At 53.7% G+C, this 14,305-nt stretch carries 16 protein-coding genes; 2 read left to right on the top strand and 14 right to left on the bottom strand.

Annotated features, from left to right (window positions below; translation table 11 throughout):
• Positions 1–41: 41 nt before the first annotated feature.
• Complete coding sequence (locus BT114_RS15240) at positions 42–167, bottom strand: hypothetical protein (protein ID WP_281249009.1); 126 nt, start codon at positions 165–167, stop codon at positions 42–44.
• Between the two features lie 192 nt (positions 168–359).
• Between BT114_RS15240 and BT114_RS03530 the strand changes: the two genes are divergently transcribed.
• Positions 360–743: a hypothetical protein gene (locus tag BT114_RS03530; protein ID WP_072324967.1), complete on the top strand. Its 384-nt coding sequence runs from the start codon at positions 360–362 to the stop codon at positions 741–743.
• A gap of 8 nt (positions 744–751) precedes the next feature.
• On the opposite strand, the gene BT114_RS03525 is transcribed toward BT114_RS03530, so the two are convergent.
• From BT114_RS03525 to purE, 4 genes are all read right to left on the bottom strand, one after another.
• Positions 752–1,279, bottom strand: a complete 528-nt coding sequence (locus tag BT114_RS03525) for a DUF501 domain-containing protein (protein ID WP_072324966.1) — start codon at positions 1,277–1,279, stop codon at positions 752–754.
• Positions 1,280–1,376: 97 nt separating this feature from the next.
• Positions 1,377–1,850 carry a Dps family protein gene (locus tag BT114_RS03520; protein WP_072324965.1) on the bottom strand — a complete coding sequence of 158 codons (474 nt, stop codon included), beginning with the start codon at positions 1,848–1,850 and terminating at the stop codon, positions 1,377–1,379.
• Positions 1,851–1,975: 125 nt separating this feature from the next.
• Positions 1,976–3,109, bottom strand: coding sequence for a 5-(carboxyamino)imidazole ribonucleotide synthase (locus BT114_RS03515; protein ID WP_072324964.1), 1,134 nt, complete (start codon positions 3,107–3,109; stop codon positions 1,976–1,978).
• A gap of 9 nt (positions 3,110–3,118) precedes the next feature.
• Positions 3,119–3,610, bottom strand: coding sequence for a 5-(carboxyamino)imidazole ribonucleotide mutase (gene purE / locus BT114_RS03510; protein ID WP_072324963.1), 492 nt, complete (start codon positions 3,608–3,610; stop codon positions 3,119–3,121).
• Between the two features lie 125 nt (positions 3,611–3,735).
• On the opposite strand from purE, the gene BT114_RS03505 reads away from it, so the two are divergent.
• Positions 3,736–3,999 carry a hypothetical protein gene (locus BT114_RS03505; RefSeq protein WP_084661867.1) on the top strand — a complete coding sequence of 88 codons (264 nt, stop codon included), beginning with the start codon at positions 3,736–3,738 and terminating at the stop codon, positions 3,997–3,999.
• On the opposite strand, the gene flgL is transcribed toward BT114_RS03505, so the two are convergent.
• The 9 genes from flgL to BT114_RS03460 all read right to left on the bottom strand — a co-directional run bounded on the left by flgL (position 4,000) and on the right by BT114_RS03460 (position 14,301).
• Positions 4,000–5,043: a flagellar hook-associated protein FlgL gene (gene flgL, locus BT114_RS03500; RefSeq protein ID WP_072324962.1), complete on the bottom strand. Its 1,044-nt coding sequence runs from the start codon at positions 5,041–5,043 to the stop codon at positions 4,000–4,002.
• A 3-nt stretch (positions 5,044–5,046) separates the two neighbouring features.
• Positions 5,047–7,083 carry a flagellar hook-associated protein FlgK gene (gene flgK, locus BT114_RS03495; protein ID WP_072324961.1) on the bottom strand — a complete coding sequence of 679 codons (2,037 nt, stop codon included), beginning with the start codon at positions 7,081–7,083 and terminating at the stop codon, positions 5,047–5,049.
• A 32-nt stretch (positions 7,084–7,115) separates the two neighbouring features.
• The gene (gene flgJ / locus BT114_RS03490) at positions 7,116–8,279 is read right to left on the bottom strand and encodes a flagellar assembly peptidoglycan hydrolase FlgJ (protein ID WP_072324960.1); all 1,164 of its coding nucleotides are present in this window, start codon (positions 8,277–8,279) and stop codon (positions 7,116–7,118) included.
• Positions 8,280–8,294: 15 nt separating this feature from the next.
• Positions 8,295–9,428: a flagellar basal body P-ring protein FlgI gene (locus BT114_RS03485; protein ID WP_245770382.1), complete on the bottom strand. Its 1,134-nt coding sequence runs from the start codon at positions 9,426–9,428 to the stop codon at positions 8,295–8,297.
• Between the two features lie 21 nt (positions 9,429–9,449).
• Positions 9,450–10,133 carry a flagellar basal body L-ring protein FlgH gene (gene flgH, locus BT114_RS03480; RefSeq protein WP_072324958.1) on the bottom strand — a complete coding sequence of 228 codons (684 nt, stop codon included), beginning with the start codon at positions 10,131–10,133 and terminating at the stop codon, positions 9,450–9,452.
• Between the two features lie 30 nt (positions 10,134–10,163).
• Positions 10,164–10,952, bottom strand: a complete 789-nt coding sequence (flgG, locus tag BT114_RS03475) for a flagellar basal-body rod protein FlgG (RefSeq protein ID WP_072324957.1) — start codon at positions 10,950–10,952, stop codon at positions 10,164–10,166.
• Positions 10,953–10,996: 44 nt separating this feature from the next.
• Complete coding sequence (locus BT114_RS03470; protein ID WP_072324956.1) at positions 10,997–11,737, bottom strand: flagellar basal body rod protein FlgF; 741 nt, start codon at positions 11,735–11,737, stop codon at positions 10,997–10,999.
• Between the two features lie 139 nt (positions 11,738–11,876).
• Positions 11,877–13,595, bottom strand: a complete 1,719-nt coding sequence (locus BT114_RS03465) for a flagellar hook protein FlgE (RefSeq protein WP_072324955.1) — start codon at positions 13,593–13,595, stop codon at positions 11,877–11,879.
• A gap of 25 nt (positions 13,596–13,620) precedes the next feature.
• A complete protein-coding gene (locus tag BT114_RS03460) occupies positions 13,621–14,301 on the bottom strand; it encodes a flagellar hook assembly protein FlgD (protein WP_072325283.1) in 681 nt (226 codons plus the stop codon).
• Positions 14,302–14,305 lie beyond the last annotated feature (4 nt).

Below are 14,305 nucleotides of genomic sequence, written 5' to 3'. Positions count from 1 at the left end.
TGCCGGGCCATCGAATCCATTGATTCTGCAATCGTCAGGGCTTATTTACCCGCCTTGGCTGCATCTTCATTGATGACTTTTTTAACTTTTCCAACTGCCCATACGCTGGCCACAATCATGACGGCAACCAGCACCAGACTCGCAACAACATATTGATCAAGGTACATAAGCTTTCTCCGTGGTGAAGCAGATTATAAATCGGTTTTATCATCCCTGGCTGATATTTTATCCGGGCAAAGCGCCAGAACCTTAACCCAGATCATGAATTACAATTTTTCACCTGTTGCAAGCAACCAAAAATACTGTCCAGCCATCCAATTTGGTATTCTTGCCAGCCAGTATCAAGGAGTGAAAACACCATGAAAAAGCAGCCAACGCCTCCATCTCACGGCACACCCAGTTATTGGAAAGCCAGGCTGTTAACTGCCACTGGTGGAAAAACCACCAGCACCGCTGGTTACTGGGCTTACACCCAGTCCATCAGCGATACCGAGGTGCGTTTTCACTGTGAAAAACTGTTGCGCCCTGGCAGCCCTGTCATTCTGGATATTCAAGCCATCCACAAAGGACAAAAACATCCCTTGCGAGTCCAGGGCAAGGTGCTGAGCTGCATCCTGTTATCCTGTGGCACCCTGTACGGCATTGATCTGCAGATCGTCAGTGTCAGCAAAGCGGATCGGCAATTCATCAATCAATACATGGAAGACCGCAAATCAATGAAACTGACCTACACCAGTTTCTGAGCCCTGCCTCAGGGTAGCAGCCCGGCTATCCCGTACTCATCATCCAGTAACTGGCCAATGGCATTACCCTGCCCACTGCTGAGGTGGTGGGCATATTGGGTGTGCAAGCAACGCACCTGCTGCCAGTTTTCAATACCACCAACACCCCGTTGACTGAACACTGACTCATAACCCAGCTCTCGAATTCGCTGGCGCATGGCATCACTCATGGCGGCCCAGCGCCGGGCAACATAATCCTCATGACTGCGTTGATAAGCAGCCATCAATTGCGGATCTTCCTGCAAGCGATCTTCCAGTTGCTTGATCAGACCAGCCGCTTCCAGGTGAGATAACTCCTTCACTAAAAAACGACTGGTCAACCAGTAAAAGGTCGGGAAGGGTTTGTCATCCACCAGCGCCGCCACCTGCACCGCCAGCGGATGGCCTTGCCCATCCACAGCAGTGATCTGCTGCATTCCCTTGGGTTCCTTGCCCAGCTCGGTAGCAATGGCAGCGCGTTGTTCAGTAGTTGGAAGCAGGCTGACACGGTGAAACATGTCGGAATTTCCCTCAATCACATCAGGTGCACAACACACCTGCCAAAAAAGAAAACAGCGAGCCTGGCCCGCTGTTTTCCCTTTCTAACTCAGCTTATCAGGATGCCAGATAGGCACTCAGCATCCAGATCGTTTTTTCCTGCTGACCGATGTAGTCACTCATCAGCGAAGCAGTACCTTCATCACCGGCATCACCGGCCAGTTCCAGCAGTTCACGCTGCATCTCGATCAGCTGCTTGTAACCTGTCAGCAGACCTTCCACGCAGGTTTTACCATCACTGGCCTGTTTGTGTTCTTTGATAGCGCTCTGGGCGATGTAGTCACTGAAAGCATGCAGTGGACGATGACCCAGGGTCAGAATGCGCTCAGCCAGCTCATCAACCTTCAACAGCAGGTCGTTGTACTGCTCCTCGAACTTGACGTGGAGTTCAAAGAAGGACGGTCCCTGGATATTCCAGTGATAACCGCGCACATTCATGTAAAAAATCTGGTAGTTGGCCAGCAGGTTATTCAGCTTTTCTGCCAGCTTCTGCGACTTGGCTGTATCCAGACCAATACGGTTGGTGCTCATGGTGTTACCTCCTTGCACTGCTAGAATAAACCGGATGTTTCAACTGGTTTTATCCTAACGCAGTCGCACAAGGCACACCAGCCTATTTTGTTCATACAATTAATAGGTTGTTGCTATTAAAACACTTACTTCACAAAACTGAATACCGGCGCAGGGGCTCCTGGCAAACACTGGCTGGCAGCAGTCACCTGCTGCAACAAACCGGGCAAATCTGCGGCCACCAGGTTTAAATGTCCCAGCTTGCGCCCTTCCCGCTCCTGCTTGCCATAAAGATGCAGATGGGTACCTTCCAACTGCAACAACTGCGCAGCATCACCCTGCTTTCCGATGATGTTCACCATGCAGGTATGCGCCAGCGCGGTGGTTGCACCTAAAGGCAAGCCAGCAACGGCACGCAGATGATTTTCAAACTGACTGGTGACGGCACCATTCTGAGTCCAGTGACCGGAGTTGTGTACACGGGGTGCCATTTCGTTGGCCAGTAAACGGCCATCCGCCTGCTGGAACAGCTCAAGCGTCAGCACACCCACATACTCCAGCTCGTTCAGCAATGCCTGGATGTACTGTTCAGCCTGCTGTTGCACCGCTTCGGACAGATCAGGCAGGGGAGCCAGGGAATAACGCAGGATGCCATCCACATGGTGGTTTTCGGCCATCGGGTAAAACACCGCCCGACCATCCTGACCTCGCACAGCAATAATCGATACTTCACGTACAAAATCAACAAAGGCTTCAACGATCAGTTCGCGGTTGCCGATCCGCTGCCAGGCTGCTTCGGCCTCTTCCACCGAGCGCAAAACGGCCTGACCTTTGCCGTCATAACCTTCAGTGACAGTTTTGGCCACCACGGCCCGCTGACCCTGCTGACCCAGTTCCGCAACAGCCTGCTGCAGGTCTGCCAGGGTATTGACCAGACGATATTCCGGCGTGGGAATGTTCAGCTGCGAGAACAGCGCCTTTTCCAGTCCACGGTTCTGACACACTGCCAGTGCCCGGCTGGAAGGAAACACCGGTTTGTGTTGTTCGATTTTTTTCACCAGCTCAACCGGCAGGTGTTCAAACTCGTAAGTGACACTGTCCACCTGAGCCAGAAAGGCATCCAGCTGTTCACCCTGAACATCCACCAGGGTTGTTCCGATATCAGCACTGGGGCTGCCGGAGGTATCCAGAAAAACAAACCGCTGCCCCAGCGGATAACCAGCCAGCGCCAGCATCTGTCCAAGCTGTCCTGCACCCAGAACACCGATTCGTGTCATCATGGCAACATCTCACTCCGCCCGCGGATCAGGATTGTCCAGCACTGTCTGAGTCTGCTGAGTACGGAACGCCTTTAACGCAGTGGCAACAGCCGGGTCCTGCAGGGCTACAATCTGGGCAGCCAGAATACCGGCATTGGTGGCACCCGCCTTGCCGATCGCCAGTGTGGCGACCGGTACACCACCGGGCATCTGCACAATGGACAGCAGGGAATCCATGCCTTTCAGGGCATGGGACTCCACCGGCACGCCCAGTACCGGCAGACAGGTTTGTGAAGCGGCCATACCCGGCAGGTGAGCTGCTCCACCGGCACCGGCAATGATGACCTGCAGGCCACGGGATTCAGCCGTTTTAGCATAATCAAACAGCAGATCCGGGGTGCGATGTGCAGACACCACCCGAACTTCATGACTGACGCCCAGCTTATCCAGCATGGCCACAGCATGTTCCATGGTGGGCCAGTCAGACTTGGACCCCATGATGACACCAACTTTTGGCTGCATCCGGTTTGCTCCCGATCTTGGTTTGCTTCAGCAGACGGAAAAATGAAAGCGGCAGAGGATACCCTTAAACGCCACGGGGGAAAAGTGCTAATCTTACGCTCCTTGACTGAACATGAGGAGCAGAGATGTTGTTGAAGCTGGGATTGGTATTACTGGTGGCCCCTTTGCTGATCCTGATGGGGACCTGGGGCGTGGAATATGCTGCTGTCAGCAGCTGCATCCATCAGGGTGGCAGTTATGATTATCTGCTAGGTGAGTGCCTGATGGACCAGCGCGGTATTTTTGTACCCTTTGCCGAGCGTTATCCACTGTTGACCAGTACCAGCCTCTGGGCATCCTGCGCAGGACTGGTACTTTGTGTGGTTGGCCTCTACCAAAGCCGCGCCTGATCAGATGTAGTTGAACAGACTCAGGCCGGATACCCGACCCATGACCTGCATACCGGCCTGATAAGACATCATCGAGGTTTCCAGGCGTACAAAGGCTTCTGCGTAATCGAGGTCTTCCAGATCAGAAATGGTCTTCTGGGCAAACAGCTCAAACTCCTGGTTGCTGTCTTTCACAGCCTCTAGCGTGTTCTGCCTGGCACCAATCTGGGCACGGGTCTGGGCCACTTTTTCGAAAGCAATATCAATGTTGCTGATGGCATGACGAATGGCCTCCTTGTCCACATCGCCCGGTGGAGTACCGTTGCCTGTTGCATCCACAAAATACTGGATCGCACCCAGCATATTGTCTTCATACTCATAATGCACACCGGCCTCAAGCGGTCCGGTGATCAGGCCATCATCCAGCGCCTGCTGGGCTTCGGAACGAAAGCCATAGAGTTCCAGAGGTGGGTCAGTAGGTACAGCACCCGGCTCACCGCGATTGGAGCGCAGCCCTTCCAGGTTTTCAAACGCTCTGGCGCCAGAAGTCAGCATCTTGATAAAGGTATCATCAGCGACCTGTGCTTCTCGCTCAATACGGTCACCGATAAAACGATTTCCATCATAAGCCTTCTGATCAGCCTGACTGCCGGCAAAAATATACTCATTGCTTTCATTACGGGTATTGACCAAACCCTGCAAGTGACTAAGGATCTCGCGTACTTCAATGCCCGAAGCACGCACCTGGTCATCACTCCACTGATCACTACCCAGTTGGATGGCCTGCTCTTTCAAGCGAATCAGTGATGACTCGGTCTGATTCAGCACGGACTCGGTAAGACTCAAGTTCTTATCGGCAAAATCAATGTTGCGGTTGTACTGCTGAACCACAGACATCCGTGTTTTAGTATTCAATGTCTGCGCCGCTGCAACGGGATCATCCGCTGGGGTCAGCACCTTCTTACCCGTTGCCATCTGGTTATTCACCTGGCTCAGACGGGCGTGACTTTGCAGCGTGCTGTTAATGCCCAGATTGAACATCTGACTGGTGGACATACGAATCATGGCTTATCTCCCGACTGCGGATAAAAGTGTATCAAACATGCGCTGCGCAGCTGCAATCACCTGAGTGGAGGCTTGATAGGCCTGCTGAAAACGGATCAGGTTTGCTGCTTCTTCATCCATGTTAACGCCTGATGTTGATTCCCTCATGGCGATGCTCTGATTAAGCACTGCCTGGCTGACTTCGGTTGCAGTGCGCGACTCAGAAGTACGAATACCCACCTTTTCAACCAGCATCGAGTAGGTTTCACCCAGCGAAGCACCACCGCGTCCATCCGCTTGACGTTCAATCAGCTTGGCTTGCTGCAACAGGCCTAAAGCAGTGGCATTTTTGCCGCCTGCCCGACCTTCCAGCACCCAGGAGTCTCCAGCACGAGCACCACCACTCACATCCATGCGCAGTTCTTGAGGACCAGCGCCCAGTTGAATGATGAGCTGCCCGTCATTGTCATATCCAGTGACCGTGGAGCCTGCCGGGAAACCGGTCAGAATGAAGTCTCCGGCAACCGGTGGATTGCCGGCAGCAGGATCAACACTGATCTCTGCACCGGTCAGGCCCAGCACATCCAGGTTCAGTGGCTGCTGAATACCGGCAGCACCGGCATCACTGTAGAGGCCATCAAACCGCAGGCGAGCTGTACCGGCATTATTTTCATCCCAGGCAATGCCACTCAGTGCAATCTTGTTGGTGTTACTCAACTCCGGCGAGCGCTCCAGCTGTGAGGCACCAATCCTGACCGGAGAAATCAGTAAACCGCGTTCCAGCTGCTGTGCAAATACGGCTGGGTTCATATCAGCCGGTGGATTGCCTGCCTGACCGTCAGTCACCCGGAAACCATAATTCTGTTCCAGGAAAGTGTTCATCTGGGCCATATCAGTGAAGGTGCCCAGACGGCGACCCTCAGGTGCTTCGGAAAGCACCAGTCCATTAACCGTTTCACGGATCATGAACTCACCGGCTGGCAAGCGGTTCAAAGCATCGGGGTTTAGCCACACGCCCGCTGGTGCGTGGCGTTGCAGGCCTGGAATGCGATCCAGCATGAATTCCGGTGTATTGATATCCCTGAAGAAATCACCGCCCTGATCACCATTCAGGTCAATACCACCACGGTGCTGATTGTTGAATTCTCCGGCAAACACCAGCGCAATACGCCCCATTTCATTCAGAGCAGGGTCCAGGGTGTCAGTGCGATAACGCATCACACCACCCATCGAGCCACCAGTGATACTGGAGTTGATATTAACGCGGTTACCTCGTGCATCCACCAGATTCACGTCATAACGGCTCTTGTCAAACTCCCCGGGCACGGCTTCCAGCTTGTTGACGTTTTCACCGACAATCAGCGGAATGCCACTGCCGATGAACACGTTAATATCCAATGCATCCTGCTCAAATACATCCACTTCCACAATTTCACTGAGCTGACGCAAGAGCTCATCACGACGATCAAACAGATCATTCGGCGGCTGATTCTGGGTGCCCTGATAGATCTTGATTTCGCGGTTGATCTCACCAATGCCCACAGCCAGCTCATTAACACGGGATGAGTAGGTACGTAACTGGGTATTGATATTGTTATTTTGATCGGACAAACGTGCTTGCGCAGACTTAAAACGCTGACTGACACTATCCGCCTGACTGAACACCAGTTCGCGGGCAGGCCGTGACAAGGGGTCATTGGCAGCTGACTGCACCCCTTCAAAAAACCGGTTCAGTGCCGTACCCAATGCCGAGTTTTCGTTAGCCAGCAGGTTGTCCAGCTCACTGGCATTACGCAGATAAGCTTCATTATCCTTCATGCGACTGGTATCAACCCGCACCTGATTAATGGTGAACTGGTCAACAATTCGCTGAATGGTCTGGGTGCGCGCACCAGTACCCAGATAACCCGCACCGGTACCAAAAGGCGGATTGGTGATTTGTACCGCACGCTGACGTGAATACCCGGGAGTATCAATATTGCTGATGTTGTGGCCGGTAACGGTCAGGTTGTTGCGACTGGTGCGCAGTCCTGTCAAGCCGATATTCATTAAATCTGACATCTTGCAATCCTTCTGATGGGTTCAGTCGCCACTTATTCTTTATCGGCAGCCTTGCCGTTTGTTTCAGCCTGCAGCTGTTCTTGCTGCAGGTTTTCAATGGCCTGGTTCAGTGTTGAGCCATCCATGATGTTAATGATCTTGTTGGCGTAACGTGGGTCGGTGGCATAACCCGCCTGTTGCAGACCACGAGCAAAAGCCTGGGGATTATCGACCTTATCCAACGCCTGGCGGTAACGGGGGTTGGCCGTCAAAAAGTCCACGTAGTCATGCATGGCCTGCTCAAACGACTCATAAGCACGAAAGGGCCAGCGTTCCTGCCGGGGTTGTCCATTGCGATACTCCAGCGTCTGAACTTCCGCCGAATCACCATCCCAGCGGCGATCCGCCTTGATACCAAACAGGTTAAAACTGTTGGTGCCATCCTCACGCGGGATCATGAAACGACCCCAGCCTGTCTCAAGTGCAGACTGGGCCAACATCAATCGAGGATCAACACCCAGCCGAGCTGCCGCCTGCTGTGCCAGTGGATAGAGGTGGCGCACAAAATCTTCCGGTGATTCAAAATAGGCACGCTTGTCTTCACGCACCGGCAAACCCTGAATTTCCAGAGGCTTGCGGCCAGCCAGCTCAGCTGCTGCTGCCATCGGTGGACGACGTGCCGCCTGCACCGCTTCGGCTGCTGCACGACGATCCTGTTGCTGCTGAGCATCTGCGGCCACAGGCACCGCATTGGCAGCATCAGCCAGCGGGGCACGGGAAAAACGCAGACGCCGCTCGTTCAGTTGACGCATCACATCTTCAGTCAACAACTGCGCACCGCGACGCACTTCATCCGGCACTTCCGGCTGCGCTTCCGGGCGTGCACGAGACAGCTGGCTGACCAGCACATCCGCCAGACCCATGCCCTTGCCACCATTGGCCTGGGTCATGGCAATGGAAAACTGCTCATCCAGCATGCCTTGAAAAAACGACAACTCTTTGGAGTTCAGCAGTGAATCTTCACCGGCAATCAGCTCATCAGCCTCACGAGCACTTTTCATGATCATCTGGATGAACAAGGCTTCAAACTGACGAGCAACTTCCTTGAGTGCTTCAGGATCATCCTGAATGGCACCCTGCTTCAGCTCACGCAGACCCTGAAAGTCATGGTAAGCATTCTGTGCTCTTGCGTAGTTGCCGCCTTTATCACCGATCATCTGGCCATACTCACATCAGATCACTATCAGTTGGGCATTCAACGCGCCCGCTTGTTTCAAGGCCTCAAGAATGGCCATCAGATCACCCGGCGCTGCACCCACCTGATTCACGGCGCGTACAATTTCATCCAGTGTGACCCCGGCATCAAACTTGAACATCGGGTTGTTTTCCTGGGTGATATCAATTTCAGTATCCTGCTGCACCTGAGCTTCACCATCAGCAAAGGGGCCGGGTTGAATCACCTGAGGGGCTTCAGCAATCGTGACCGTCAGGCTGCCATGGGTTACAGCAGCCGGGGCCACACGCACGTTCTGACCAATCACAATGGTGCCGGTACGCGAGTTGATGATCACCCGTGCTGCTGCTTCGGCAGTGGCCACCTGCAGATTCTCCAGCACGGACAAAAATGCAACCCGCTGACTGGTATCACGCGGTGCCCGCACACGGACAGAAATGGGGTCCATGGCATGAGCCACACCCGGTCCCATCAGATTGTTGATGACCTCTTCAATGCGCTGCGCAGTCGTGAAATCCGGGTGATGCAAGTTGAAGGTCAGGGTGTCACCATCACCAAAGAAATTGGCGACTTCACGCTCGACCATGGCACCGTTGGGAATGCGGCCGACACTGGGCACATTCACGGTTACACGGGAGCCATCTGCTCCCCCAGCACCAAAACCACCCACCACCAGACTACCCTGAGCGACGGCATAAACATTGCCATCCGCCCCCCGCAGTGGTGTCATCAACAAGGTACCGCCACGCAAACTGCTGGCATTACCGATGGATGAAACCGTGATATCGATACTCTGACCGGGTTTGGCAAAGGGTGGCAGCTCGGCATTGACCGTAACCGCAGCCACGTTCTGCGAACGAGGGTTCACTCCGGGCGGCAAGGTGATGCCAAACTGGTTCATCATGTTGGCGAAGGTCTGGTTGGTAAAGGGTGCGTTATCACCCGTGCCATCCAAGCCCACCACCAAGCCGTAACCGATCAGATGGTTACTACGCACCCCTTCCACCGTCGTGATATCTTTCAAGCGGCTCGTGGTCTGCGCCAACAAGGGTGTTGCAGCAAGGCTCAACACCAGCAGCAGAGCTACACTACGTATCAGGGCTACGCCAGGCATCAGGGAAACAGCTTTCATCATTACACCCTCGGCCACTGATTAAAGCGGCCACCAACCACTGTTAAAGAAACGAGCCAACCAGCCCTGACGATTGGCATTGGCCAGATCACCAGTACCGCTGTAGGTCAGACGAGCATCAGCCAACAGGGTAGAACTGACGCTGTTGTCCGGGCGTATGTCTTCCGGGCGCACAATACCTGAAACACGCACATATTCAGAACCCTGATTCAGGGTCAGCCATTTTTCACCACGTACCAGCAGATTACCGTTGGGGTAAACATCATGTACGGTCACGGTGATGCTGCCGAGCAGGCTATTGCTTTGATCTGCGCTGGCATCACCAGAAAAACCGCGCGCGGAATTCATATTCACGCTCAGATCAACCGGCGAGTCACGACCACCAATATTTGGATTAGCCACGTTAATGTTGGTATTACGACTCATATCCGTAGAAGCCGACTTGCTGGAGCGCGTCTGCTCTTCCAGATTAACCGTAATCACGTCACCAATTCGATAGGCTTTACGATCACCAAACAGCGCCTGGCTGTAGCTGGCCTGATAAAGTGAACCCCGGGTTGGCGGTGGTGGTTCCATGCGACTGGGCTGCACCGGCGCAAAATGTGGATCATCCGGTTCAGCCTGAATTTCATTGGAGGCACAACCGCTTAAAACTGCAGCAGCTAAAAGCACCAACAACAAAGCCTGGAATCTTGAAAAGTTCATCAACTTATCTCCCGTCAACCCGGTCAGTCTTTAGAGAGTCTGCGTCAGGTTGCGCAACATATCATCTGCAGAAGACACCACCTTGGTGTTCATCTCATACGCCCGCTGGGTGGTGATCATATCAACCAGCTCTTCCACCGCACTGACGTTGGACAGCTCCAGCATGCTCTGTTCAACAGCACCAAAACCATTTTCACCGCCTACACCATCCAGCGGCGCACCAGAACCGGCTGTCTCAACAAACAGGTTATGTCCAATGGAAAGCAGGCCAGCCGGGTTAACAAAGTCAACCACTTCAATCTGACCAATTTGCTGCGGCTGATTATTCTGGCCTGCCTGGGTCACAGTTACCGTACCATCACGACCAATACTGATGGAGTTGGTGTTTTCCGGAACCACAATTTCAGGCTCAACCGGGAAACCATTGGTATTCACAATGCGACCATCAGCATCCAGGTGAAACTGGCCATTACGGGTATAAGCCAGCTCACCGTCCGGCATCTGGATACGAAAGAAACCACGACCATTGATGGCCATATCCAGCGGCTGATTGGTCACCTCCAGACTGCCTTCGGTAAACTGACGCTGGGTTGCTGTCACACGCACACCAGTACCCAGCTGCAGACCGGTTGGCAGTTGGGTATCGCCACCATTCTGGGCACCCGGCAGTTTTTGTGCCTGGTACAGCAGGTCCTCAAAGATGGCTCGATTGCGCTTGAAACCTACGGTATTAACGTTTGCCAGGTTGTTGGCAATGGTGGACATTTTCACGTCCATGGCGTTCAGGCCGGTTTTACCTGTCCAGAGTGCCGGATGCATAACAAATCACCTCTTCTTGAATTCTGTGTCCAGTGCCCGTGTTATCAGCTCATGCGCAGCAGGGTATTTACCCGCGAGCTGTTTTCATCCACGGACTTCATCATCTTGACGTTCATTTCATACTGGCGCGACAAGGCCAGTATGCTGGTCAGTTCATTGACCGCATTCACGTTACTGGTTTCCAGCGCACCTGACTCAACGCGCACAAACTCGTCAAAAGGCAGCGGCTCATCGAAGTTGCGTGGACGCATCAAACCATCCAGCCCCTTCTCCATGGTCAAGCCCATGGCCTGAGGGCTGACCAGTTTGATCTGATCCACCACAGCAGCATCGGCACCCTGATTGGCAACCGAGATACCGCCATCTCCATTGATGTGAAAGTGCACACCCGGCGGCAATACAATCGGACCACCATTGCCGATCACCGGCAAACCATTGCCGGTGCGCAACACACCATTAGGGTCAATATTCAGATCACCACGACGGGTATAGGCTTCCTCGCCATTGGGTGCCTGCACAGCAATCCAGCCCTCTCCCTGAACAGCGATATCCAGCGGGTTGCCGGTATAGTCATAACTGCCGTTCTGGATATCCGTGGCGGGACGCTCGGTCAGCGCATAAACGCGACTGGGGTGATGCTGGCCAAACACCGGCATGGCACGAGCCTGCTCAAAATCGGCCCGAAAGCCGGTGGTGTTAACGTTGGCCAGGTTATTGGAACGCGCTGTCTGAGCCAGCATATTGTGCTTGGCTCCAGTCATTGCTATGAAAAGCGCTTTATCCATGGGTGTCTCCGAAACTCTGTCATGCCGATGGGTTACCGACCCTTGCTTTACCTTTCTTTTGCAAAGCCTGTGCCAACCAAAGCACTTATAAAAAAAGGGCGCACCTCAGTGCGCCCCTTGACAGGCAAGCAAACCAGAATTAACGCAGATTGATAATCGTCTGGGTAATGGTGTCCTGAGTCTGGATGGTCTTGGCATTGGCCTGATAGTTACGCTGACCAATGATCATTTTCACCAACTCCTCCGCCAGATCCACGTTGGACTCTTCCAGAGCACCACCGGCAATCGAACCTGTGATACCGGCACCCGCTTCATTGATCGCCGGAATACCCGACTCAGTGGTTTCCAGCCAGCCGGTTGAACCATTCGGACGCAAACCGTCAGGATTGGTGAAGGTAGCCAGCGGTACCTGACCTACCGCACGATTCTGACCGTTGGTGTAGCGACCAAAGATGGTACCATCAGGACCCACTTCCAGGCCTGCCAGGCGGCCGGTGGTATAGCCATCCTGTGACTGCGACTGCACGGCAAAACGTGAACCGTACTGAGTCGTACCACGGAAACGGAAATTGACGTCACCATTAAATACCGGTGGCTCACCAGCAATGTTGGAACCAAAGCCGGCACCTGGCACCAGGTTAGCCATGCGCAATGTAAAGGCCGCATCACTGGTGGGATAGGTTGCCAGATCAGCTGGTGAACCATAAGGCTGGGCAGCACCATGCGACTGAATACCTTGCAGATCACCCTGCACATTAAAGAACTTGGTGGCCTGCACCATGGATTCTTTCTGGGCTGGAGTCGCAGAAGCCCAGTTGGCTTCAGTCAGATTCAGGCTGTTGCCGTCACTGTCAAAGAACACACCGTTCAGTGAGGTGATGATGGCCCAGGCATTACCCTGCTGGCCAGAAGCATCATCACGATCCACCTTGATGTAATACTGCCGCAGAATGTGCTCGTTACCCAGACTGTCATAAATGCTGGTGGAGTTGGCACTGGTATAGGTGGAACGATCACGCGGATCAAAATCAGCCACACTCCAGTTACCAGTGACCTCATCCGAACCCTGCACACCGGAAGCGTTGGCACCGACCACATCACCGGCAATTGGATAAGCCGCGTTAAAACCAGCTACAAAGCCCGTGGTATCCGCCGTCAAGGTGATCACACCAGCATTGCCGGTGATGTTGTATAACTGCCCTCCAATGGTGACCGTGGCATCACCCACATAGGCACCACCGGCATCAAAGTCAGCATTGATCGGCACACCGTCAACGGTCACCGCGTTAGCCGCAGTATCGTTAGCTGCAGTAAAGGTAATGGTTGCTGCAGTGGCGGGGGAAGCACCACCTGCTGTCTGCGCCCTTGCATCAAGATTCAACTCCATCTGGATCAGACTGGTGGCTCGCGGCTGGATGTTGGTCTGACTTAACTGGATGTCACCCAACGCACCGGACTGGATGTCACCCAGCAGACTGGCCTGATAACCCTGTAGACGCTTGCCGGTGTTGTTGACGATATAACCGTCTTTATCCAGGTCAAAATAACCGGCACGGGTATATTCAATCTGGCCATTGTTGGACAGGATAAAATAACCATTGCCGTTGATGGCCAGGTCCAGCGCGCGGTCAGTGTAGTTCACGTTACCCTGGGTATGCTGCTGGGAGATCCGCTCAACCAGTACACCGGAACCGATGGAGTTACGACCGGTACCCAGCATGGAGGCGTTATACACATCACCAAATTCAGCACGCGACTGTTTAAAACCCACAGTACTGGCGTTGGCAATGTTGTTACCGGTGACACTCAGATCCATCTGCGCTGCACGCAGACCGGAAAGACCAATATTAAAGCTCATGTTCTAGCACTCCCCTGCCACAGAATTAGTTGATGACCTTGACTTCACGCAGCGGCACCGGTGTATCCGAGCCACTGAGGTTAAGCATGATTTCACCGCGCGCACCAGCATTCAGCGCCACACTGGTCACATTGCGAGACAAGTACATGTCCACAGCCTCATGCTCACCGTTATGCGTTGCATAAGCCCTGAACTGATAAGCACCTGCCGGGAAAGACTCACCGTCGGTATCCAGACCATCCCACTCAAAGCTGATTTCACCGGCACCACGTGATCCCAGACTGATATCACCCAGATACTCACCATTGGGTGCATACACAGCAACAAACACGTCACCGGCCGACTTGGGCAGATCAATGGTTCCCTTGATGGATTTGCCAGGCTCCAGCTCGCTCCAGTTGGTCAGCACCTGCACCTGACGCCCCACCAGCGTAGAAGCCTGCAATGCCTGGGTGGATTGCAGACTGGTGGCAAACTGACCCACCGTGGTATTCAGGTTGGTAATCCCCTCCAGCGAGGAGAACTGCGCCAACTGGGCAATAAACTCTGTGTTGTCCTGCGGGTTCAGTGGATCCTGATTCTCCAGCTGAGTCACCAGCAGGCGCATGAACTCCTGCTTGCCCATTTCATTGCTTTTCTTGGCCTGATCAGCGTTGCGCTGCTGAATCTGAAGGCTCTGGTAAAAATCGGTTTTTTCGATACTCATCGCT

This window comes from Marinospirillum alkaliphilum DSM 21637, assembly GCF_900119735.1.
GTDB classification, from domain to species: domain Bacteria; phylum Pseudomonadota; class Gammaproteobacteria; order Pseudomonadales; family Halomonadaceae; genus Marinospirillum; species Marinospirillum alkaliphilum.
The sequence above is the reverse complement of the archived record's forward strand: the minus strand, read 5'-3'. Positions and strand labels throughout refer to the sequence as shown.

Coding starts and splice junctions, on each gene's coding strand:
- BT114_RS15240 (WP_281249009.1), bottom strand. CDS start 167: ATGTACCTTGATCAATATGTTGTTGCGAGTCTGGTGCTGGTTGCCGTC.
- BT114_RS03530 (WP_072324967.1), top strand. CDS start 360: ATGAAAAAGCAGCCAACGCCTCCATCTCACGGCACACCCAGTTATTGG.
- BT114_RS03525 (WP_072324966.1), bottom strand. CDS start 1,279: ATGTTTCACCGTGTCAGCCTGCTTCCAACTACTGAACAACGCGCTGCC.
- BT114_RS03520 (WP_072324965.1), bottom strand. CDS start 1,850: ATGAGCACCAACCGTATTGGTCTGGATACAGCCAAGTCGCAGAAGCTG.
- BT114_RS03515 (WP_072324964.1), bottom strand. CDS start 3,109: ATGATGACACGAATCGGTGTTCTGGGTGCAGGACAGCTTGGACAGATG.
- purE (WP_072324963.1), bottom strand. CDS start 3,610: ATGCAGCCAAAAGTTGGTGTCATCATGGGGTCCAAGTCTGACTGGCCC.
- BT114_RS03505 (WP_084661867.1), top strand. CDS start 3,736: ATGTTGTTGAAGCTGGGATTGGTATTACTGGTGGCCCCTTTGCTGATC.
- flgL (WP_072324962.1), bottom strand. CDS start 5,043: ATGATTCGTATGTCCACCAGTCAGATGTTCAATCTGGGCATTAACAGC.
- flgK (WP_072324961.1), bottom strand. CDS start 7,083: ATGTCAGATTTAATGAATATCGGCTTGACAGGACTGCGCACCAGTCGC.
- flgJ (WP_072324960.1), bottom strand. CDS start 8,279: ATGATCGGTGATAAAGGCGGCAACTACGCAAGAGCACAGAATGCTTAC.
- BT114_RS03485 (WP_245770382.1), bottom strand. CDS start 9,428: ATGAAAGCTGTTTCCCTGATGCCTGGCGTAGCCCTGATACGTAGTGTA.
- flgH (WP_072324958.1), bottom strand. CDS start 10,133: ATGAACTTTTCAAGATTCCAGGCTTTGTTGTTGGTGCTTTTAGCTGCT.
- flgG (WP_072324957.1), bottom strand. CDS start 10,952: ATGCATCCGGCACTCTGGACAGGTAAAACCGGCCTGAACGCCATGGAC.
- BT114_RS03470 (WP_072324956.1), bottom strand. CDS start 11,737: ATGGATAAAGCGCTTTTCATAGCAATGACTGGAGCCAAGCACAATATG.
- BT114_RS03465 (WP_072324955.1), bottom strand. CDS start 13,595: ATGAGCTTTAATATTGGTCTTTCCGGTCTGCGTGCAGCGCAGATGGAT.
- BT114_RS03460 (WP_072325283.1), bottom strand. CDS start 14,301: ATGAGTATCGAAAAAACCGATTTTTACCAGAGCCTTCAGATTCAGCAG.